17 protein-coding genes are annotated in these 21,034 nt (G+C 72.0%); 4 read left to right on the top strand and 13 right to left on the bottom strand.

The window, feature by feature from the left end; all coding sequences use genetic code 11:
• Nucleotides 1-139: 139 nt before the first annotated feature.
• From IH09_RS34450 to IH09_RS34395, 12 genes are all read right to left on the bottom strand, one after another.
• Entirely contained in the window at nucleotides 140-739 is a 600-nt protein-coding gene (locus tag IH09_RS34450; protein WP_052861623.1) for a Uma2 family endonuclease, read from the bottom strand.
• Nucleotides 740-836: 97 nt separating this feature from the next.
• A complete protein-coding gene (locus IH09_RS34445; RefSeq protein ID WP_052861621.1) occupies nucleotides 837-2,114 on the bottom strand; it encodes a thymidine phosphorylase in 1,278 nt (425 codons plus the stop codon).
• Nucleotides 2,115-2,295: 181 nt separating this feature from the next.
• A complete protein-coding gene (locus IH09_RS34440) occupies nucleotides 2,296-2,691 on the bottom strand; it encodes a cytidine deaminase (RefSeq protein ID WP_052861619.1) in 396 nt (131 codons plus the stop codon).
• Complete coding sequence (locus IH09_RS34435; RefSeq protein ID WP_052861617.1) at nucleotides 2,688-4,007, bottom strand: ABC transporter permease; 1,320 nt, start codon at nucleotides 4,005-4,007, stop codon at nucleotides 2,688-2,690. The genes IH09_RS34440 and IH09_RS34435 overlap by 4 nt, the downstream gene beginning before the upstream one ends.
• Nucleotides 4,004-5,110 carry an ABC transporter permease gene (locus IH09_RS34430; protein WP_052861615.1) on the bottom strand — a complete coding sequence of 369 codons (1,107 nt, stop codon included), beginning with the start codon at nucleotides 5,108-5,110 and terminating at the stop codon, nucleotides 4,004-4,006. The genes IH09_RS34435 and IH09_RS34430 overlap by 4 nt, the downstream gene beginning before the upstream one ends.
• Nucleotides 5,107-6,729, bottom strand: a complete 1,623-nt coding sequence (locus tag IH09_RS34425) for an ABC transporter ATP-binding protein (RefSeq protein WP_052861613.1) — start codon at nucleotides 6,727-6,729, stop codon at nucleotides 5,107-5,109. Before IH09_RS34425 ends, IH09_RS34430 begins: the two co-directional genes overlap by 4 nt.
• Before the next feature lie 180 nt (nucleotides 6,730-6,909).
• Entirely contained in the window at nucleotides 6,910-7,944 is a 1,035-nt protein-coding gene (locus IH09_RS34420; protein WP_052861612.1) for a BMP family lipoprotein, read from the bottom strand.
• A 130-nt stretch (nucleotides 7,945-8,074) separates the two neighbouring features.
• Nucleotides 8,075-9,352 (bottom strand): amidohydrolase, encoded by a 1,278-nt coding sequence (locus tag IH09_RS34415; protein ID WP_052861632.1) that lies wholly within the window; start codon nucleotides 9,350-9,352, stop codon nucleotides 8,075-8,077.
• Nucleotides 9,353-9,487: 135 nt separating this feature from the next.
• A complete protein-coding gene (locus IH09_RS34410) occupies nucleotides 9,488-10,705 on the bottom strand; it encodes a hypothetical protein (RefSeq protein WP_205379550.1) in 1,218 nt (405 codons plus the stop codon).
• A 72-nt stretch (nucleotides 10,706-10,777) separates the two neighbouring features.
• The gene (locus IH09_RS34405; RefSeq protein WP_052861610.1) at nucleotides 10,778-11,746 is read right to left on the bottom strand and encodes an N-acetylneuraminate synthase family protein; all 969 of its coding nucleotides are present in this window, start codon (nucleotides 11,744-11,746) and stop codon (nucleotides 10,778-10,780) included.
• Between the two features lie 84 nt (nucleotides 11,747-11,830).
• A complete protein-coding gene (locus tag IH09_RS34400) occupies nucleotides 11,831-13,213 on the bottom strand; it encodes an acylneuraminate cytidylyltransferase (RefSeq protein ID WP_052861608.1) in 1,383 nt (460 codons plus the stop codon).
• A 32-nt stretch (nucleotides 13,214-13,245) separates the two neighbouring features.
• On the bottom strand, nucleotides 13,246-14,610 hold the full coding sequence (locus IH09_RS34395; protein WP_052861606.1) for a DUF6716 putative glycosyltransferase: 1,365 nt from the start codon (nucleotides 14,608-14,610) through the stop codon (nucleotides 13,246-13,248).
• Nucleotides 14,611-14,797: 187 nt separating this feature from the next.
• Here IH09_RS34395 and IH09_RS34390 point away from each other — a divergent pair, with 187 nt between their 5' ends.
• From IH09_RS34390 to IH09_RS34380, 3 genes are read left to right on the top strand one after another with little or no spacing between them, the layout of a single operon-like run.
• Nucleotides 14,798-15,778, top strand: coding sequence for a glycosyltransferase family 2 protein (locus IH09_RS34390; protein WP_052861604.1), 981 nt, complete (start codon nucleotides 14,798-14,800; stop codon nucleotides 15,776-15,778).
• Entirely contained in the window at nucleotides 15,778-17,136 is a 1,359-nt protein-coding gene (locus IH09_RS34385; RefSeq protein ID WP_052861603.1) for an alpha-2,8-polysialyltransferase family protein, read from the top strand. Before IH09_RS34390 ends, IH09_RS34385 begins: the two co-directional genes overlap by 1 nt.
• Nucleotides 17,133-18,353 (top strand): acyltransferase family protein, encoded by a 1,221-nt coding sequence (locus tag IH09_RS34380; protein ID WP_052861601.1) that lies wholly within the window; start codon nucleotides 17,133-17,135, stop codon nucleotides 18,351-18,353. Before IH09_RS34385 ends, IH09_RS34380 begins: the two co-directional genes overlap by 4 nt.
• Here the strand turns inward: IH09_RS34380 and IH09_RS34375 are convergent.
• Nucleotides 18,268-19,047, bottom strand: coding sequence for a TetR/AcrR family transcriptional regulator C-terminal domain-containing protein (locus tag IH09_RS34375; protein ID WP_110952783.1), 780 nt, complete (start codon nucleotides 19,045-19,047; stop codon nucleotides 18,268-18,270). The two genes, IH09_RS34380 and IH09_RS34375, sit on opposite strands and share 86 nt — an antisense overlap.
• A gap of 38 nt (nucleotides 19,048-19,085) precedes the next feature.
• Between IH09_RS34375 and IH09_RS34370 the strand changes: the two genes are divergently transcribed.
• Nucleotides 19,086-20,648 carry an FAD-dependent monooxygenase gene (locus tag IH09_RS34370; RefSeq protein WP_110952782.1) on the top strand — a complete coding sequence of 521 codons (1,563 nt, stop codon included), beginning with the start codon at nucleotides 19,086-19,088 and terminating at the stop codon, nucleotides 20,646-20,648.
• Nucleotides 20,649-21,034 lie beyond the last annotated feature (386 nt).

The raw sequence follows: 21,034 nt of genomic DNA, 5'->3' as shown, positions 1-21,034 counted from the left end.
GCAAAACGCTCGGCTGGCAAACCCCAGCCGAGCGCCTGCATAAACTGCTCGCGACCTGATCAACACAACCACGTGTTGCGACGACCCCTAGAAACCGCCCCTGGTGGAGCGGGCCCTTCGTCGATGCGGGTGGCGGCCGTCAGTCCGCCAAGAAGGTATCCGTATCAACGGTCACGTCGAACGGCTTCGGAAGGTGGATCTGCTCGCCAAACTTCACGGCGCTCAGCGTGCGGTAGACGTCGCTCTTGGGCTCGCCGTAGAGGGTGATGGTCGGGCCCCCGGGCGCGAAGCGATCGATGAGCAGGTACAGCGGAACATCCGCCAGGGCATATCCGGCGAGCTTGCCGATCCTGTCGTGGGCCGCGTTGGACTTCGAGGTGATCTCGACTACGAGTTCGGTTGCTGCGGCGGGAACACAGCCGGTGGTCTCACTTCGAACCAGAGTTTTCGGCGCGACGACAACGTCCGGGATGTACAGCCCATCGCGCGACGGCAGAGCGAGACCGAGTTGCTGGTAGACCCCCCACCCCCACTCTTTCGGCATGGCTGTGCGCAGAAAGGCATGCAATTCCTCAGCGATGTCGTTGTGCATGCCGTCCGGCGGTGGTGACACGGTGACGATCCCCTCGATGATCTCCACCTTGCAGCCCTCGGGGGCGTCCGTCTCCTCCCAGATACGGACCAGGTCGTCCCATTCATGGCCGTAGCCCTGAACGTGGTCGACGGTGAGTGCGCTCATGGCGGTCTCCTTTATCGGTACGTCACCGATCCCAGCATGCCGAACGGGACCCGTGGCAGTCCACAGGTCCCGTTCACCCGAATGGGAAAACCCCAGGTCAGCCGATACGTTCCAGCACCACCGGCGTGGCCGTGAACGCCGCGTCCGACGGGCCGATGCGGACGGCGCCGTCCAGGGCCTCCAGTGCGTAGCCGAACTTCTCGGGGGTGTCGGTGTGCAGCGTCAGCAGGGGCCGGCCCGCGGTCACGGTGTCGCCGGGCTTGGCGTGCAGTTCGACGCCGGCGCCGGCCTGGACCGGGTCCTCCTTGCGGGCGCGGCCGGCGCCCAGGCGCCAGGCGGCGAGGCCGACGGCGTAGGCGTCGAGGGTGGTGAGGGTGCCGGATTCGGCGGCGGTGACGACATGCTGTTCGCGGGCCACCGGGAGGGCGGCGTCGGGGTCGCCGCCCTGGGCGCGGATCATGCGGCGCCAGTGGTCCATGGCGGAGCCGTCGGCGAGGGCCTTGGCCGGGTCGGCGTCGGGGAGGCCGGCCGCGTCCAGCATTTCGCGGGCGAGCGCGAGGGTCAGCTCGACGACGTCCCGGGGGCCGCCGCCGGCCAGCACCTCGACGGATTCGCGGACTTCGAGGGCGTTGCCCGCGGTCCGGCCGAGCGGGGTGGCCATGTCGGTGAGCAGGGCGGCCGTGCGTACGCCGTGGTCGGTGCCCAGTTCGACCATGGTGGCGGCCAGTTCGCGGGCGTCCTCGATGTTCTTCATGAAGGCGCCGGAGCCGACCTTGACGTCCAGGACCAGGGAGCCGGTGCCCTCGGCGATCTTCTTGGACATGATGGAGGAGGCGATCAGCGGGATCGCCTCGACGGTGCCGGTGACATCGCGCAGCGCGTAGAGCTTCTTGTCGGCGGGGGCCAGGCCGTCGCCGGCGGCGCAGATGACGGAGCCGACGTCGCGCAGCACGTCGAGCATCTCGGCGTTGGAGAGCTGGGCGCGCCAGCCGGGGATCGCCTCCAGCTTGTCCAGGGTGCCGCCGGTGTGGCCCAGGCCCCGGCCGGAGAGCTGCGGGACGGCGGCGCCGCAGGCGGCGACCAGCGGGGCGAGCGGGAGGGTGATCTTGTCGCCGACGCCGCCGGTGGAGTGCTTGTCCGCGGTGGGGCGGGACAGCGAGGAGAAGTCCATCCGCTCGCCGGAGGCGATCATGGCGGCGGTCCAGCGGGCGATCTCGGCGCGGTTCATGCCGTTGAGGTAGATGGCCATCGCCAGGGAGGACATCTGCTCGTGGGCGACCTCGCCGCGGGTGTAGGCGTCGATCACCCAGTCGATCTGGTCGGCGGTCAGCTCACCGCGGTCGCGCTTGGTGCGGATGACGGAGATGACGTCCATGGGGGCTTCCTTTCGAACGAACGGGTTTCCCGGCTTCCGTGCCGCCGCGTGTGCGGACGCGCGCACGGGTCCGCCGTGCGCGCACCCGGTGAGACGGGTGGCGGTGCGTGGCGGCGGTGCGGCACGCGGAGCGGCGCCGGGACGTGCGGGGAGCGGGCCGGGGGCCGGGCGGCTCCGGAGTTCAGGGGGCGAGGTGCTGGGGGCCGAACGCGTCGGGCAGCAGCTCGGAGAGCGGGCGGATGCCGGCGGCGGTGTCGACCGGGAGCTGCGGGCCGCCGTGCTCGTACAGCAGCTGGCGGCAGCGGCCGCACGGCACGAGGAGCTGCCCCTCGCCGTCGACGCAGGTGAAGGCGGTCAGCCGCCCGCCGCCGCTGGCGAACAGGGCGGAGACCAGACCGCATTCGGCGCACAGGGCGAGGCCGTAGGAGGCGTTCTCGACGTTGCAGCCGGTGACCGTACGGCCGTCGTCGACGAGGGCGGCGGCGCCCACGGGGAAGCCGGAGTACGGGGCGTAGGCCCGGGACATCGCGTCCCGGGCCTGCCCGCGCAGCGCCTCCCAGTCGGGAGCTGTGGTCACTTGCCCTGGCCTCTTCGGTAGGTCTTTCCGATGGCTTTCGGTGGCCGTAGCCGCTGGGCGGCCAGCGAGAGCACCAGCAGCGTAGCGAGGTACGGGGCGACGCCGACGATCTCCAGCGGGACCGTGTCGGACGTGGCGTACCAGACGGCGAGCAGCACGGCCGCGACCAGGCTGATGACGCCCTGGGTGCGGTGGCCGCCGCGCAGCTTCCAGACCGCGAGGCCGAGCAGCAGCACGGCGAGCAGGAGCAGCAGCGCGTGCACGGTGGGCCCGCCGCCGCGCAGCTGGAGCGCGTCCATGAAGCCGAACAGGCCGGCGCCCATGGCGACGCCGCCCGGCCGCCAGTTGCCGAAGATCATGGTGGCGAGGCCGATGTAGCCGCGGCCGCCGGTCTGGCCGTCCTGGTAGATGTGCACGTAGATGGCGAGGAAGGCACCGCCGAGGCCGGCCAGCGCACCGGAGACGATCACCGCGGCGTACTTGTAGCGGTAGACGTTGACGCCCAGCGATTCGGCCGCGACCGGGCCCTCGCCGCTGGAGCGCAGCCGCAGGCCGAACGAGGAACGCCACAGGACGAAGAAGCTCACCACGAAGACGGCGACGGTCAGCAGGGTCAGCCAGGAGACGTTGGAGACCAGCGCGCCGAGGATGCCGGCCAGGTCGGAGACGAGGAACCAGTGGTGCTTCTCGACGGAGAGCAGCCAGTCGGAGAGTCCGGGGACGGTGAAGGTCGGCATATCGGGCATCGGCGGCGACTGCTTGTCGTTGCCGCCGGCCGCCGAGGCGGTGCCGCCGGCCGCGCCGAACCACAGCTTGGCGAGGAACTGCGTCAGGCCGAGCGCCATGATGTTGATGGCGACGCCGGAGATGATGTGGTCGACGCCGAAGGTGACGGTGGCCAGCGCGTGCAGCAGACCGCCGAGCGCGCCGCCGAGGATGCCGGCCAGCGCCGCGGCCCAGGGGCCGTGCTGCCAGCCGACCGCGCCGGCGGAGAAGGCGCCGAGCATCATCATGCCTTCGAGGCCGATGTTGACGACGCCGGAGCGCTCGGCCCACAGACCGCCCAGACCGGCCAGGCCGATGGGTACGGCGGCGTTGAGCGCGGCGGTGTACTGGCCGGATTCGGTCAGGTTGTTGGCGCCGGTGATGATCCGCAGCAGGGACAGCAGGATCAGGCCGCCCGCGATGAGCAGCAGCACCTTGGGGTAGGTGAGCTTGGTCCGGCGGGCCTGGGGAGCCTTGGTGGTCTGCGGGGACTTCGGCGCGGACGTGCCGTCGGAACCCTTCGCGACCGGGGCTGTGAGGTTCTCACTCACGCGGACACCTCCGCCTTGTCGGTCTTGCGGGCCTGGGCGGCGAGCTCCTCGCCGACCTGCCGCTGCTGGAGTCTGAGGCCGTAGCGGCGCACGAGTTCGTAGGCGATGACAACGCACAGCACGATGACGCCCTGCATCACGCCGACGATCTCCTGCTGGTAGTCCTCGAATTCGAGCTGGGTGCCGGTGCGTTCGAGGAAGCCCCACAGCAGCGCGCCGGCCGCCATCCCGACCGGGTGGTTACGGCCGAGCAGGGCGATGGCGATACCGGTGAAGCCGATGCCGATGGGGAAGTCGGTGCCGTAGTTGTACGAGACGCCGAGCAGCGTCGGCATGCCGATCAGACCGGCCGCGGCGCCGGAGAGCAGCATGGAGGTGACGACCATGCGCTTGACGCTGACGCCGCTCGCCTCGGCCGCGGACTCGGACTGGCCGACCGTCCGCAGGTCGAAGCCGAAGCGGGTGCGGTTGAGGACGAACCAGTACAGGGCGCCGACGATGACGGCGACGACGAGGAAGCCGTCGAGGGGCTTGGGGGTGGTGGGGATGGTGAAGAAGTGGCTGGAGGACGGGATGTTGGGGGTGTGGAAGAGGTTTCCGTCCTTCTGCGCGAGCCGGCCTTCCTGAAGGAAGTAGCCGATGACCGCCGCCGCGATGGAGTTCAGCATGATCGTGGTGATCACCTCGCTGACCCCGCGGGTGGTCTTCAGCAGGCCCGCGATGCCCGCCCAGACGGAGCCGACCAGCATCGCGACGATGATGATCAGCGGGATCTGGAGGAAGCCGGGGAGGGTCAGCGCGCCGCCGACCACCGCGGCGAAGAAGGCCGCGATGCGGTACTGGCCGTCGACGCCGATGTTGAAGAGGTTCATCCGGAAGCCGATGGCGACGGCCAGCGCGGACAGGTAGTACGGGATCGCCTTGTTGACGATCCAGACCTGGCTGTCGCTCTTGGAGCCGAAGTCGGCCATCACGGTGTAGGCGTGAATCGGGTCCTTGCCGGTGGCCAGGATGATCACCGAGGTGATGGCCAGCGCCGCGACGATCGCCAGGACGGGCGCGGCGACGCCCAGGATCAGCTTGTTCTTGTCGAGCTTCTTCACTCGGACTCCCCCTCCTGGGACGGGCGCGGCTCCTGGTGCGCGGCCTCGCCGGACGCGGTGAGGTGTCCGCTGGCGGCGCCGGTCATGGCCGAACCCAGCTCCTCCGGTGTGATGGTGGCGGGGTCCGCGTCGGCGACCAGCCGGCCGCGGTACATCACCCGCAGGCAGTCGGACAGGCCGATCAGCTCGTCCAGGTCGGCCGAGATCAGCAGGACGGCGAGACCTTCGCGGCGGGCGGTGCGTATCTGGTCCCAGATCTGGGCCTGGGCGCCGACGTCCACGCCCCGGGTGGGGTGCGCGGCGATCAGCAGTTTGGGGTGGTGGCTCATCTCGCGGCCGACGATCAGCTTCTGCTGGTTGCCGCCGGAGAGCGAGGCCGCGGTGACCTCGATACCGGGGGTGCGGACGTCGTACTCGGTGACGATCCGCTCGGTGTCCGCGCGGGCCGCCTTCAGGTCCAGCAGCCGGCCCTTGGCGTTGGGCCGTTCGGTGACATGGCCGAGGATGCGGTTCTCCCAGAGCGGGGCCTCCAGCAGCAGGCCGTGCCGGTGGCGGTCCTCGGGGATGTAGCCGATACCGTCCTCGCGCCGGGTGCGGGTGGCCGCGTGGCTGATGTCGGTGCCGTCCAGTGTGACGGTGCCGCTGTCGGGGTGGCGCATGCCCATGATGGCCTCGACGAGTTCGGCCTGGCCGTTGCCCTCCACCCCCGCGATGCCGAGCACCTCGCCCTTGTGGATGGTGAGCGAGACCTCGTCCAGGACGGTGCGCCGCACCCCCTCCGCGTCGGCGGTGACCAGCCGCAGCCCCTCGACCTCCAGCATCCGCACGTCCGTGACGGTGGACTCGCGGGTCTGCGGTGAGGGGAGTTCGCTGCCGACCATCAGCTCGGCGAGCTGCTTGGGTGTCGTCTCGCCGGGGACGACGGAGGCGACGGTGGTGCCGCGCCGGATGACGGTGATGTCGTCGGCGACCGAGAGCACCTCGCCCAGCTTGTGCGAGATGAAGATGACGGTCAGGCCCTCGGCCTTGAGCTCGCGCAGGTTGTCGAAGAGCGCGTCGACCTCCTGCGGGACCAGCACCGCGGTCGGCTCGTCGAGGATCAGCGTCCGGGCGCCGCGGTAGAGGACCTTGAGGATCTCCACGCGTTGGCGGTCGGCGACCCCGAGGTCCTCGACGAGGACGTCGGGGCGCACCCCGAGGCCGTAGCGGTCGGAGATCTTGACGATCTCGGCGCGGGCCCGGCCGCCGATGCCGTGCAGTTTCTCGCCGCCGAGAACGATGTTCTCCAGGACGGTGAGGTTGTCGGCGAGCATGAAGTGCTGGTGCACCATGCCGATGTTGCGGGCGATGGCGTCGGCCGGGCTGTGGAAGCTGACCTGTTCGCCGTCGATGCCGATGGTGCCCTCGTCCGGCTTCTGCATGCCGTAGAGGATCTTCATCAGCGTGGACTTGCCCGCGCCGTTCTCGCCGACCAGGGCGTGGACGGTGCCGCGGCGGACGGTGATGTCGATGTCGTGGTTGGCGACGACGCCCGGGAACCGTTTGGTGATCCCGCGGAGTTCCACCGCCGGTGCCACGGCGGGGGCGCTGTCTGCCTGGGTGCTGCTGGACGCTTTGATGGCGCACTCTCCTCGGGGGACAGGGAGTGGTACGGAGGAGCGGGGAGGCGACGATAACGCGTCAACCTCACGCTACGCGCGTAGTGTTGACGCCGGAAAAGCCGGCCGGCCGCCGAGGGTGACCGGCCGTCGGGCCCGGCGCGGCGGCTGAGCGCCACCGCACCGGGCCCGGCGGAGACCCTACTTCTTGGGGCTCTCGCCGACCTTGACCTGACCCGAGGCGATCTTCTCCTTCGCCGCGTCGAGCTTGGCCTGGATGTCGTCGATGAAACCGCCCGAGGTGGACAGCCGCACGCCGTTGTCCTTGAGGGTGTAGAGCTTGTCGCCGGTCAGCGGCTTCTTGTCCTTGACGCTCTTGACGAGGTCGAAGACCGCCACGTCGACGTTCTTCATCACCGAGGTGAGGATGGAGCCCTTGTACTGGGCCAGACCCGGCTGGAGGTACTGGTCGGAGTCGACGCCGATCGCCCAGGTGCCCTTCTTGCCGGCGACCGTCTCGATCGAGCCGTTGCCGGACTGGCCGGCCGCGGTGTAGATGACGTCGATACCGGCATCGAGCATGCCCTTGGCCTTGCCCTTGGCGGCGGCCGGGTCGTTGAAGCCCTTGTCGTCGTTGGCGTAGAGGTACTCGGAGGTGATCTTCGCGCTGGGGTCGGTCTCCCGGACGCCCTGCTCGAAACCGGCCTGGAACTTCTGGATCAGCGCGTTGTTCACGCCGCCGATGAAGCCGACCTTGTGGGTCTTGGACTTCAGCGCGGCGGCGACACCGGCGAGGTAGGAGCCCTCGTGCTCGGCGAAGACCATGCCGTAGACGTTCTTGGCGGTGGCACCGGAGTCGACGACGCCGAAGGTGGTCTTCGGGTAGTCCTTGGCGACCTTGTTGACGGACTTGCCGTAGTTGAAGCCGACGCCTATGACCGGGTTGTAGCCCGCCTCGGCCAGGGAGGACAGGCGCTGCTCGCGGTCCGCCTCGGTCTCGCCGTTCTTGGCGGTCATCAGCTTGGACTTGACGCCGAGTTCCTTGCCGGCCTTGTCCACGCCACGGGACGCGGCCTCGTTGAACGAGTGGTCGTCGCGGCCGCCGACGTCGAAGGCGAGGCCCACGCCCTTGTCCGCGCCGCCGGCCTCGGTGGACGATTCACCACAGGCGGTCAGCGAGGCGGCGAGGGCCGCGGTGGCCACTCCCGTGGCAACGATCTTGGATACCCGGTGCACGAGGGCCCCTTCGGCTCGCAGCGCCTCCGTCGGCGCTGATTCCGCCGCATCGTAACGCGCGTAGATGCGAGATAAAGGGGTGTTTGAAAGCCGTTATCGGATCGTCGCGAACGCTAGGTGGCAAGTAGCCTTACGGACAGTTGCCGTCAAGCAGCGCGGCGGCGGTGAAAAGCTCCACGCCCACCTCGATGGCCCGCTCGTCCACGTCGAAATCGCCGCGGTGCAGGTCGTACCGCCCCGCCTGGCCGGGCGGGCGCACCCCGAGCCGGGCCATCGCGCCCGGGACGCGCTCCAGGTACCAGGAGAAGTCCTCACCGCCGAGGGACTGCTCGGTGCCCTCGACGGTGTGCGCCCCGCGCCGGGCGGCCATCGCGTCGTGCAGCAGCTGCGCGGAGGTCGCCTCATTGACCACCGGCGGCACCCCGCGGACATAGTTGATCTGCGATTTCGCACCGTGCAGCGCGGCGATCTCGTCGATCGCGGCATGCACCAGATCGGGCGCCTGGCGCCAGGCGGCGAGGTCCAGGCAGCGCACCGTGCCGGACAGCTCGGCGTGCTGGGGGATCACATTGCAGGTGTGGCCGGATTCGAGCCGTCCCCAGGTGACGGCGAGGCCGGCGCGGGTGTCCGCCCGGCGGGCCAGCAGCGCGGGGACGTCGACGGCGACCCGGGCCGCGGCGGTGACCAGGTCGGTGGTCAGATGCGGGCGGGCGGTGTGGCCGCCGGGGCCGTCCAGGGTGACCTCCAGCCGGTCGCAGGCCGAGGTGATCGGGCCGGTGCGCAGCCCGATCCGGCCGGCGTCGACGTGCGGGTCGCAGTGCACGGCGAGGATCCGGCCGACGCCGTCCAGCGCACCGGACTCGATGGCGTCGACGGCGCCACCCGGCAGCACCTCCTCCGCGGGCTGGAAGAGCAGCCGCACCGGGCGCGGCAGCAGGCCCTCGCGGGCGAGCCCGGCGAGCACCAGTCCCGCGCCGAGGACGACGGTGGTGTGGACGTCGTGGCCGCAGGCGTGCGCGCGGCCGGGGACCGTGGAGCGGTAGTCGACGGTCTTGGTGTCCGGGATGGGCAGCGCGTCGATGTCCGCGCGCAGCGCCAGCGCGGGGCGGGCGGCGGCGGGGGCCGCGCCGGGGTCCACCGCGGCGCTCGCGGCCGGGTCCGTGCCGATGTCGCACACCAGGCCGGTACCGGTCGCCAGGACGCGGGGCGCCAGACCGGCCCGTTCCAGGCGGGCGGTGATCGCCGCGGTGGTCCGGAACTCCTGGTTGCCGAGCTCGGGGTGCATATGCAAGTCGCGGCGGAAGGCGATGAGTTCGGCGCGCAGGGCCTCGGGCAGCGTGCCGGGGAGAGGGTCCCCGGCTCGGGCGTCATCGGTGTCGGCGGCGGCTTCGGCGGCACGGGTCTTCAGTTGGTTCACCTGGGGAAGATTACGTGGCCGGGTGGGGCAACTGTCCCGCGATCAACAAAAGTTCAGCCCGTCAGGGGGAGAAAATGGGGCCGCACGGCGCATGGACCGCTGGGCCAACGGGTAGTACTCCGGGCTTCATCCGGCGACGATCCGCTGGGTGAAGGGCAGTCGGCGGACCTCGCGGGCGGTGCCGGTGACCCCGTCCAGGAACCCCTGCGCCCGCGGTGACGCCTTGCTCGTCAGCCACGCCGGGTCCACATCGCAGACCGCCACGGTGACGCCCGTGCCGGTCAGCGCGAGCGGCAGGGTGTGCACGACGGTGGAGGGGAAGCTGAGGACCAGTCGGCCGATGGGACCGCGCCGGGCGATGAGTTCGAGCGGCAGATCGGGGCGGACGACCTCCAGGCCGGTCTCGGTGGCGAGCCGGTGCAGCTTGTCGGTGCGCTCCCGGCGGTGCGCGAAGTAGCGGGTCGCGCCGTGCGCTTCGGCAAGCGCGCGGACCGCGTCCAGATAGCGGTCGGCGTCCACGACTCCGGTCTCCACGAGGGAGGTGCCGACGATGTCGGTGCCGCGGGTGAGCCGGGGCGGGCCGAAGCGGCCACGGGTCCAGGCGAACTCGTTGGCGGTGACCCGGACGCCGGGCGGCGCCTCGGGCAGCGAGCCGAAGACGCTGAAGACGCTCACGGTGCGCCGCCCGCCGTCCGGTTCCGGGGTGAGCCGGCGGCGCGCGGTGGCCGAGAACGGCGCGAAGGCCACCTCGCGCACACCGCGCCCGCGGCCGTGCCGGTGCCAGCGCACCAGCCGCTCCCCGCGGGCCAGTTGGCCGACGAACTCCATGGTGGCGGTGCCGTCGTCCACCACGACCAGTTCGCGGGCCCGGGTGAGGGTCAGCAGCAGCTGGACGTAGCGCGAGAACGGGTCGCCGATCACGACACGGTGGGCCCGCCGCAGCAGCGGGGTGAGCCCGCCGACGGTGCGCAGCGGCGCGCTCGCCCCGGCGCGGGCCTCCTCCCAGCGCACCGTGTGGCCCTCGTCGCGGGCGAGTTCGGCCATCCGGCGGAGCTGGCCGCGGGTCATCGGGTCGTGCGGGGAGAGCACGACGACGGTGAGCGCGGCGGCCTGTTCCGCGTGCGCCCATTCCAGGACGTTCAGCAGCTGGACCGGGCTCTCCACGAAGGCGAGCGTGCCGCGCTCCTCGGTGTCCGTGGCGCGCTCCGCGCCGGCCGGTCCGGTGCGCCGGCGCTGCCGGGGTATGCCCAGGAGGCGGCGGGCGGGGGGCGCCGCCTCCTCCTGGGGCGGGACCGGTGCGCCGGGCGTGGACGGCGCGGCGCCGGTCCCCTCGGATGAGCTCATATCGGCCGTCCCGTCAGTCCGTCGGTCGAGGGGGCTTTCGGTGGGTGGGTCCCGGTGGTCCGGCCGGGGCCGTCAGACCCCGGCCGGTGTGCGGTCGGCGTGGGCATCGGCGTCAGCGTCGGCATCGGCGACTGAGAGGTCCGCCTCGGCGACCACGCCCGCGACCCGGCGGAGCTTCTTCATCGGGCCGAGCTCGCTCGCGTAGACCTTCTTGACGCCGTCGCCGAGGGACTCCTCGATGATGCGGATGTCGCGGACCAGCCGGGTCAGACCGCCGGGCTCGACGGAGGCGGCCTGGTCGGAGCCCCACATGGCGCGGTCGAGGGTGATGTGGCGCTCGATGAAGGCGGCGCCGAGGGCGACCGCGGCGAGGGTGGTCTGGAGGCCGGTCTCGTGGCCGCTGTAGCCGATCGGGACGTTGGGGTACTCGTCCTGCAAGGTGTTGATCATGCGCAGGTTCAGCTCCTGGGCCTTCGCCGGGTAGGTGCTGGTGGCGTGGCAGAGCAGGATGTTGTCGCTGCCCAGGACCTCGACGGCGTGCCGGATCTGCCGGGGGGTGGACATACCGGTGGAGAGGATGACGGTGCGGCCGGTCGCGCGCAGGGCGCGCAGCAGCTCGTCGTCGGTGAGCGAGGCGGAGGCGACCTTGTAGCAGGGCACGTCGAACGTCTCCAGGAAGGCGACGGACGCGACGTCCCAGGGGGAGGCGAACCACGCGATACCGCGCTTCCTGCAGTACTCGTCGATGGCGCGGTAGCCGTCCGCGTCGAACTCCACGCGGTGGCGGTAGTCGATGTAGGTCATCCGGCCCCAGGGGGTGTCGCGTTCGATGTCCCACTGGTCACGCGGGGTGCAGATCTCCGGGGTCCGCTTCTGGAACTTCACGGCGTCGCAGCCGGCGTCGGCGGCGGCGTCGATCAGCGCGAACGCGTTCTCCAGGTCGCCGTTGTGGTTGATGCCGATCTCGCCGGTGACGTAGACGGGGCGGCCGGGGCCGGCGATCCGGTCGCCGAGGCTGCGGAGGCGGGAGTTGCTGCTCATGGGGAGGGTTCCTTCGTCATCAAGGGGAGGGGTGGCGATGCGTCGGGGGAAGAGGTGAAGGGGGTCGGGTGCTACGGGTGGGAGTTACGGAGCCGGTTCGGGCCGCAGGGACGGGCCCAGGAGCCAGCCGGCGATCTCGCGGATGGCGCCGCTGCCGCCGGGGGTCGCGGTGAGCGCGCGGGCCGCGCCGCGCACCACGTCGTGTGCCCCGGCGACCGCCACCGGCCAGCCGACGAGGTCGAAGCACGGGAGGTCGTTGACGTCGTTGCCGACGTAGAGCACCCGCTCCGGGTCGATACCGCTCTCCTCGCACCACCGCTTGAGGGCCAGGTCCTTGCGGTCGATGCCGTGCAGGACCGGGACCTGGAGTTTGCGGGCGCGGGCGGCGACGACCGGGTTCCGCTCCGAGGAGAGGATCAGCAGCTTCAGCTCCGCCCGGCGCAGCGCGGCGATGCCCAGGCCGTCGCCGCGGTGCACGGCGACCAGTTCCCGTCCGTCGGCGTCGATCAACACCCGGTCGTCGGTCTGGGTGCCGTCGAAGTCGAGTACCACCGCGTCGATGTCGTCGCGGGTGGGGAGGTGGGCGGGCTCGCCGGGGCGCGGTCCGTCCAGCAGCGGGGCCAGTGCGCGGGCGCGGTCGAGGTCGTGCGGATCGTCGATCTCCAGGACCCGGGCGGGGTCGGTGCGGACGAGTTCGGTACGGCCGAAGAAGCGGTGGCCGCTGATGCGGAACCCGGCGGCGTCCATGGCGTAGGCGGCGCCGGTCTCCAGCAGGTCCTGGGGGCGGTCCTGGCGGCGCGGCCGGTGGGACTTGTCGTGGTTGACGCCGTGGCCGCCGGTGGCGGTGGGGCCGGTGCCTCCGGCGGTCCGCGGGCGGGCGGGCGCCTGCCCGGCCGGTACGGGGTACGCCCCGCCGGCATCGTCGGCGTGCCCGGCGGCACCGTGCTCCGCATCGTCCGTCGCGTCCGCCTCATCCGCCGAGTCCCGCCAGACGAAGCCGTGGAACGGCGCGACGGTCAGCGCGCTGTCGGCGCCGCCCTCGACGACCGCGGCGGCCACCGCGTCGATGTCCGCGCGGTTCAGGAAGGGGCTGGTGCACTGGACGAGGAGGACGGTGCCGACCGGGGTGCCGTGCCCGTCCTCGTAGGCGTCCATGGCGTGCCGTACCGCGGATTCGCTGGTGGCCGTGTCGCCCGCGATATCGGCGGGCCGCCGTACGACGAGCGCGCCGGCGCCGCGCGCGGCGGCCGCTATCGCGGTGTCGTCGGTGGAGACGACCACATCGGTCACCAGGCGCGCGGCGCGGCAGGCGCGGACCGCGCGGACGACCAGGGGCACTCCGCCGACGGCGGCGAGGTTCTTGGCGGGTACGCCCTTGGAACCGCCGCGGGCGGGGATGACGGCCACGACGGCCGGCCGGTGCGGCGGGGTGTCCGGACCGGGCCGGTGCGGGGGGTGGTACGGCATTGCGGGCTCCTTCCGGGGGCCGTGCGGAGTGCTCACAGCTGCCCCCAGCGGCGGATGGCGGGGGCGATGCGCTGGACGCCGTGGCGGTAGGCGCCGCGGGCGGCCTCGCGGACGGTGTCGCGGGCGATCCGGCGCAGTGCGCCGGTCTCCTCGGGGGCGGCGGCGGGTCCGGCGAGCGGCGCGCCGTGCGGGTCCAGGCCGTACCGGGCGAGGATGCCGGGGAGATAGCCGGGGGCGGTGCGCGGTGTGTAGTACGGGGTGATCGGGGGCAGCCGGGCGGCGTCGCGCAGTGCGGTGACCCGGGCGCGGGCGGCGTCGAAGGCGTGCTCGTACGTGCCGTCGGCGGCGGTGCCCGGCAGGCCCTGCCGGGCGAGCCACTGCGGGTCGGCCACCGGGCGCGCGCCGGCGTCCAGTTCGTCCCAGGAGGCCAGGCAACCGGAGCCGAGGAAGTGGTGGTTGCCGAGGGCCTCGCGGATGCCGAGGTCGGTGAGGACGGCGGTGGGGATGCCGCGGTGCAGGGCTTCCAGGGCGGCGGTGGAGCTGACGGTCACCATCAGGTCGGTGCGGTCCAGGACCTCGCCCATGTTCCCGTACACCAGGCGGCAGTTGGCGGGCAGACCGCCGGGCACCTTGGCGGCGAGCTTCTGGTAGGGCAGTTCCTCGATGTGGGTGGTGTGCTCGCCCGGTCTGCTGCGGAGTTTGATCAGCACCTCCCGGCCGGGGTGCTGCCGGGCGTGCGCGACCGCCCGGCCCAGCAGGTACGTGCGGTCCGCGCGGCTCTCCGGTACGGAGGGCTGGGCGGCGAACACCACGGTGCGGGGGCCGGGCCGACCGCGGTAGGGCGCGCCGCCGAGGAAGGGCAGGGCGCATTCGACGACGCTGCCGTCGTCGGCGCCGACACCCCGGTAGACGCCGCGGAACCGGTCCGCGTCGTGCCGGGAGTTGGCGAGGACGACATCGGCGCCGTGCCGCAGCAGCAGGCCGTCGGCGAGCTTCTCGTAGACCACCCCGACGTAACCGGTGACGACGACGGGGCGGCGGCCGGCGCCCTGCCAGGTGCGGGCGAGACCGTGCAGCATGGCCTGCACCGCGCCGCCGACACAGGCCAGTACGACGACGTCGTAGGGGGCGGCGTCGGCGGACCGGGCGCCGCCGTGCCCCGGATCCGGTGTCATCAGGTCCAGGAAGTCGGCGCCGCGGATTTCGCGCAGCGCGTCCGCACGGGCGCCGACCTCGTCGAGCTGGCGGACCGTGGGGGTGGCGCGGCCGCGGAGCAGATATCCGTCGAGGCGGCTGTCCGGTTGGATGCGGTCCGCTGTCAAAGCGCCCCATTTCCACCGGGTATCCGAATCAGCGAGTACGGCGATCCGCGGCGAAGAAGCGGTACGTGATGGCACGACGATGACGCTAGAAAGGCGTTCCGCGGGGCGGGCCAACTCGGCCGCAACAGTCGGTTAACAGCGCATCGCCGAAGGAAGAACCACGACGGCCCCCGGCCGGGTTAACCATCCCGCCATTCGTCGTTCATATCGAAGCCCGCGCCCGGTAAAGACGTATGGCGGCGGCCCGCATAACGTCTCGCGGGTGGTCAAGCTCTCCGTCATCGTGCCGTTCTACAACGTGCAGACATTCGCGCCCGACACACTGAGAAGTCTGGCGGCGAATGCCCGTGCGGATTTTGAATTCCTGCTCGTCGACGACTGTTCGCGCGATGAGACCCCGCGGCTCCTGGCGCAGGCCGAGCGCGAACTGCCGGGCGCCCGGGTGCTGCGGCACGAGCGGAACGGCGGCCTGGCCACCGCGCGCAACACCGGCCTGGACGCGGCGCGCGGCGAGTATCTGGCCTTCCTGGACGGCGACGACTGGCTCGCGCCCGGCTACTTCGCGGAACTCCTGTCCGTGATCGAGGAGTTGGGCTGCGATTTCGTGCGCACCGACCACGTCCAGTGCACCGCGCGGACCCGTACCGTGCACCGCGTCCCGCACGGGCGGCGCGGTGTGGTGCTGGACCCGCGCGCGGCGATCCTGCCCGCCGACCGCTCCACCTCGGTCGACTACGCGTACGCCTGGGCCGGTATCTACCACCGCCGGCTGCTGGACGACGGTGTACTGCATTTCACCGACGGGCTGCGCACCGCGGAGGACCGTCCGTGGATCTGGCGGCTGCACCGTGAGGCGGCGTCGATGGCGGTGGTCGGACTGCTCGGTGTCTTCTACCGGCGCGGTGTGGCGTCCTCGCTCACCCAGATCGGAGATGTGCGGCAATTGGACTTCATTCGCGCTTTTGACCAGGTGATCGAGGAAACGGCGCGGGACCGGGATGCGGACCGGCTGCTGCCGAAGGCGGTACGGACGTATTGCGCGATCATTTCCCACCATCTCGGCTCGATGGAACGGTTCGAACCACCGGTCGCGCGGAAATTGCGGGCGATGAGTTCGGCGGCCATGAAACGTATGCCGCAGGATGTACTGAAAGAGGCGCTGGATTCGATGGACGCCGCGCGCGCGTCCCGGCTGCGGCGGCTGCGCCGGCGCCCCTCCGCCACGGCGGAGGTCGCCGTCTGATGCCCGGCCGACCGCAGACCCAGATCTTCCTGGCGTCCACGCTGTACGGCGCGGCGACGCTCGCCGCCGCGCTGGACGCCGGCTGCTTCCCGCCGGCCGGCCGCCGGCTGCTGGTGATCAGCAACAACGCCGCCGTCCCCGAGACCACCCCGGCGCTGGACACGATGCCGGGCTTCGACCGGGTCCGCGCCCGCTTCGACGGGGTGGTGTCGTGGAACGAGGCGATCCGCCCGTTCCATCCCGGTGGCTGGTCCCCGCGGGCGGACGACGTCCCGCTGTGGGAGCGCTACCTGCGGCTGCTGTGGGACCTGGGCGCGGACCGCATCGCGCTGGTCGTGGAGTCGATCCAGGTCAGCCCGGCGCTGGCGCTGGCGCAGCTCTTCCCCGAGGCGCCCCTCGACGTCTACGCCGACGGCCTGATGAGCTACGGCCCCACCCGCAGCAAACTCGATCCGCTCATCGGCACCCGCATCGGCCAGCTGCTCCACCTGGACCTGGTGCCGGGCCTGACCCCGCTGCTGCTGACCGAGTTCGGGGTCGCCCCGCAGACGGTACCGACCGGGGCGTTCACCGAGGTGCTGGACGAACTCGCCGACGCGAGCGGCGAGTTGGACGTACCGGAGGGCGGCGCGCTGCTGCTGGGCCAGTACCTCTCCGCGCTGGGCATCCTCACCCCGCAGGAGGAAGAGGAGCTGCATGTGCGGATGGTGCGCGGCGCCGTCGGGCGCGGCCACCGCGCGGTGGTCTTCAAACCGCATCCGTCCGCGCCCGCCCGCTGGTCCCATCTGCTGGAGCAGGAGGCCGCGGCGCTGGGCGTCGAACTGACCGTGCTGGAGCGCCCGGTGCCGGCCGAGGTCCTCTACCGGCGGATGCGGCCGGCGCTGGTCGTCGGCTGCTTCTCCACCGCGCTGCTGACGGCGGCCACGTTCTACGGGCTGCCGACCGCGCGGACCGGCACCGGGCTGCTGCTGGAGCGGCTGACGCCGTACCAGAACAGCAACCGCGTCCCGGTCACCCTCGTCGACGCGCTCGTCCCCGGACTGACCGCCGACGACGACACCCACCGTCCGGCCACCGCCGATGCCCCGGATATCGGCGGTCTGGTGACCGCCGTCGGCTATGCGATGCAGCACCAGATCCATCCGGGGCTGCGGCCGGCCGCCGAGCGCTATCTCGCCGCCCACCTCGACGAGCACACCTGGCGCTACTTCAAGCGCCGCCGGCTGACCGCGCTCGCACTGCCCGGCGCGCTCCCCGCCCAGCTGTCGTTCATCCCGCGCAACGCCGCCGTCCGCCGGGTGGCGCGCCGCGCGCGGGCGGTGCGGCGGCGCCTGCGGAAGCGGGCCGTGACCGGATGACGAGCGAGCTGACGGCGCCCGGCCGGACGGAAACGGCCGCCCCGCCTCCCCCGCCCCGCACCCGGGGGCCGCGGCTGCGCGCGCTGGACGGGCTGCGGCTGCTCGCCGCCCTGATGGTCGCCGCGTACCACTACGGGGGCCGCGGGGGCGATATATCCCGGGCATGGGGCAGCTCGCCCGCGCACCAGTTCCCCAGCCTCTCCGGCCTGTTCGCCTACGGCTGCCTCGGCGTCCAGATCTTCTTCGTGATCAGCGGCTTCGTCATCTGCCTCAGCGGCTGGGTCCCACCCGTCTCCCACCACCACCCTTCAGCGGGCCGGGCTTCGCCCGGTCTGTCACGACTGCGCTCCTTCACCGCCTCCCGTATCTCCCGCCTCTACCCCGCCTACTGGGTCGCGGTCCTCCTCGTCACCGCGGTCTTCGCGCTGCCCTGGGTCGCGTACCGGGCGCTGGGGCCCAGCGAGGTGCTGACGAATCTGACCATGCTGCAACTGCCGCTGGGCGTCCCCCGGGTGCTGGGCGTGTGCTGGACGCTCTGGGCCGAGCTGCGGTTCTACGCGCTCTTCGCGCTCTGCGTCGTGCTGCCGGGCGCCACCCGCGGCCGGGTCGTGCTGTTCTGCGCGGGCTGGACGCTGGCCGCGGCGCTGGCGCAGGCCGCGCACCAGCCGTTCCTCGATGTCGTCCTGATGCCGCAGTACGCCCCGTTCTTCATCGGCGGCGTCGGCCTCTACCTGCTGCACCGCTACGGCGCCCGCGATCCGATCGCCTGGGCGATCGTGCTGGTCAGCTGGCTGATCGGCCAGCACTACGCGGTCGCCGGGCTCTGGCACCCGCCGTCCGCCACCGCCTTCTCCTACCGCTCCGCGGCCGGCATCGTCGCGGTCGTCACGCTCGGCTTCGCGCTGGTCGCGGCCGTCGCGCTGGGCGCCCTGCGGTGGGCGAACTGGCGCTGGCTGACCGTCGCCGGGGCACTGACCTACCCGTTCTATCTGGTGCACGAGCACCTGGGCTGGGTCGTCGTCCACGCGCTGCACCGCGGGCTGGGCGTGCCCTCGTACGCGACGTTCGCGCTGACCGTCGGCCTGATGCTGCTGCTGGCGTGGCTGCTGCACCGCTGGGTGGAGCGCCCGCTCACCCCGTTCCTGAAGCGGTCGGTCGACCCGAAGCGGCCGCCCGCCGGGGCGGCTCCGCTCCCGCCTCCTGCCGCGGGGCCGTAGCCTTCCGCGGGGCCATCGTCGCCTCGATCCCCGCGACGATGACGCGCAGCCCAACCTCGAAGCTGCGGTCCATCTCGTCGAACATCTCCCGCCCGGCTTTTGCCGCGAGCGGATAGTCGGCGCCGAGCCGCCGTTCGCGGTCGGTGAGGTCGTAGGCCGGGTCGCGGACGGCGGCGGAGCGCTGCTCCGGCGCGCCGGGGACGGGGTAGACCGACTGCTCCTCGATGACCTGCCCGATGGTGAAGTTGTACGCGGTCCACCAGCACCGCGCCGCGTCGTCCGGGGTGAACCCCGCGTCGACGAAGCGGCCCAGGAAGATTTCGAGCGGCTGGGCGGCGCTGTCGTCGGTCATCCGGGTGCCGCTGAAGACCTTGGCGCCGTCGCGGTAGCCGAGCAGTTCGCGGCGGAGCGCCGAGCAGGCACCGATGACCATGTCCTGCCAGCCCATGCCCAGCGCCTCCGCCGTGGCGGCGTCGTCCGGCCCGTCCGGCCCGTCCGCGATCATCCGCCGGAGCATCTCCGTCGCCATCTCGTCCAGCAGCGCCTGCTTGTTCTTGAAGTGCCAGTAGAGCGCGGGCGCCTGGACGTTCAGTTCCTTGGCGATGCGGCGCAGTGTGAGCCCGTCCAGGCCCACCTCGTTCAGCAGCCGCAGGGCGGTGTCCACCACCAGTTTCCGGTCGAGTCGCGAAGCCATGTTGACAACTTAACACCGTTAAGGTCATCCTCGGAACCATGGAACTTAACAATGTTAAGGACGTCCACACCGCGGCCGCGGGCCCCGTCGCCACCACCCCCGGCGCCCCCGTGGACGTACTGATCGCCGGCGCGGGCCCGACCGGCCTCGCGCTCGCCATCGACCTCGCCCGGCGCGGCGTCCACGCCCTGGTCGTCGAGCGGCAGGACCACCTCTCGCAGGGCGCCCGCGGCACCGGCCTCCAGCCGCGCACCCAGGAGGTCTTCGACGACCTCGGGGTGCTCACCGCAGTCCGGGCGGCCGGCGGCAGGTACCCGCGTGTGGCGCTGTGGGAGAACGGCCGGATCGCCCGGGAGGTCGAGATGGTCGAGCGCGTCGAACCGACGCCCGCCATCCCCTACTCGAACACCCTGATGGTCCCGCAGTGGCGCAATCTGGAGCTGCTGTACGCACGGCTGACGGAGCTCGGCGGCGGCGTGCTCTTCGGCACCGAGCTGACCGGTTTCGAGCAGGACGCGGACGGCGTCACGGCCCGGTGCGGCCTCCCCGGCGGCGGGATACGGACCGTCCGCGCCCGCTATCTGGTCGCCACCGACGGCGGGCGCAGCACCGTACGCAAGGAACTCGGCGTCGGCATGAGCGGCCCGGCCCTGCCCGAGGGGGCGGCGCTGCTCGCGGATGTGGTGATCGAGGGCCTCGACCGGGACCACTGGCACCGCTGGATGGGGACGGACGGCTCGTTCACCGCCGCCCTCCCGCTCGTCCACACCGACCTCTTCCAGACCATGGTCGTGGCGACGCCGGAGCCGGACACCGCGCCCGACGCCGTCCGCGCCCGGATCGCGGACCACACCGGCCTCGCCGTGGAGCAGATCCGCGAGGTCCGCTGGGCCTCCGTCTTCCGCCCCAAGGCCGGTATGGCCGACCGGTACCGGATCGGCCGGATCTTCCTGGCCGGCGACGCGGCGCACATCCACTCCCCGGCCGGCGGCCAGGGCCTGAACACCAGCGTCCAGGACGCCTACAACCTGGGCTGGAAGCTCGGCCAGGTACTACGGCACGGCGCCCCGGACAGCCTCCTCGACAGCTACGAGAGCGAGCGCCGCCCGATCGCCGCGAGCATCCTGGCCACCAGCACCCGGCTGCACCGCTCCGGCGAGCTGCGCCGCGGCCGGGATCTGCACCAGCTCGGTATCGGCTACCCCGACAGCCCGCTCACCCGGGAGCTGCGTCCGGAGATCCCCAAGGGCGCACCGCACGCGGGCGACCGCGCCCCCGATGCGCCCCTGACCACCCCCGACGGCACCCCCACCCGCCTCTTCGACGCCTTCCGCGGCCCGCACTTCACCCTCCTCGCGCTCGGCGCGGTCGACCTCGCGGGCCTGTCCGCCCTCACCTCCCTGCCCGCCGGCCCGCCCCTGCTGCGCACCGTCCGCGCCGGCGGCCCCGCCCCCGATCTGCTCGACCCCGACGGCCACCTCGCCGACGCCTACGGCACCGACCCCGCCGTCTACCTCATCCGGCCCGACGGCTATGTGGCCCTGGCCGCCCCGGCGGAGGACGCCGCCCGGCAGGTGGCCGCGGCGCTGGGGGGCTTCTGACGGATCTCCGTGGAGGAAGGAGCGGTGTCTGGTGCGTGCGATCGCAAGGCGCCGGGATGTCTTCATAGCGGAGCTATGGGGGCATTTCGGCAACGCCGCGAGCGTGCGTGCCAGGCGCCGCGACGCCGCGGAGATCCGTCAGAAGCCCCCTAACCCCGTACCTGGGCACCGCGATACCGCAGCCGGCGTCCTGACCCCGCCGGCGCCGCCACCCCGGAACGCATACGAGGCCGTACCGGCGAATCCCCGCCGGTACGGCCTCGTATCTGGAACGTGCGCCCGCCCCGCTAGACGCAATACCGGTGATTTAGGTGGCTTTCCGGCTGGTGGGTCTGGTCTTGGTCGGTCCGACCAGTGTCACGCGGGGAGTGCTCGGTCGGGGCGGA

This window comes from Streptomyces celluloflavus (genome assembly GCA_000720995.1).
Classification (GTDB): Bacteria; Actinomycetota; Actinomycetes; order Streptomycetales; family Streptomycetaceae; genus Streptomyces; species Streptomyces celluloflavus.
The sequence above is the reverse complement of the archived record's forward strand: the minus strand, read 5'-3'. Positions and strand labels throughout refer to the sequence as shown.

What these genes read in the sequence shown, in the direction of transcription:
- IH09_RS34450 (WP_052861623.1), bottom strand. Translation starts at nt 739, where the DNA reads ATGAGCGCACTCACCGTCGACCACGTTCAGGGCTACGGCCATGAATGG.
- IH09_RS34445 (WP_052861621.1), bottom strand. Translation starts at nt 2,114, where the DNA reads ATGGACGTCATCTCCGTCATCCGCACCAAGCGCGACCGCGGTGAGCTG.
- IH09_RS34410 (WP_205379550.1), bottom strand. Translation starts at nt 10,705, where the DNA reads ATGAGCTCATCCGAGGGGACCGGCGCCGCGCCGTCCACGCCCGGCGCA.
- IH09_RS34405 (WP_052861610.1), bottom strand. Translation starts at nt 11,746, where the DNA reads ATGAGCAGCAACTCCCGCCTCCGCAGCCTCGGCGACCGGATCGCCGGC.
- IH09_RS34400 (WP_052861608.1), bottom strand. Translation starts at nt 13,213, where the DNA reads ATGCCGTACCACCCCCCGCACCGGCCCGGTCCGGACACCCCGCCGCAC.
- IH09_RS34385 (WP_052861603.1), top strand. Translation starts at nt 15,778, where the DNA reads ATGCCCGGCCGACCGCAGACCCAGATCTTCCTGGCGTCCACGCTGTAC.
- IH09_RS34380 (WP_052861601.1), top strand. Translation starts at nt 17,133, where the DNA reads ATGACGAGCGAGCTGACGGCGCCCGGCCGGACGGAAACGGCCGCCCCG.
- IH09_RS34375 (WP_110952783.1), bottom strand. Translation starts at nt 19,047, where the DNA reads ATGGCTTCGCGACTCGACCGGAAACTGGTGGTGGACACCGCCCTGCGG.
- IH09_RS34370 (WP_110952782.1), top strand. Translation starts at nt 19,086, where the DNA reads ATGGAACTTAACAATGTTAAGGACGTCCACACCGCGGCCGCGGGCCCC.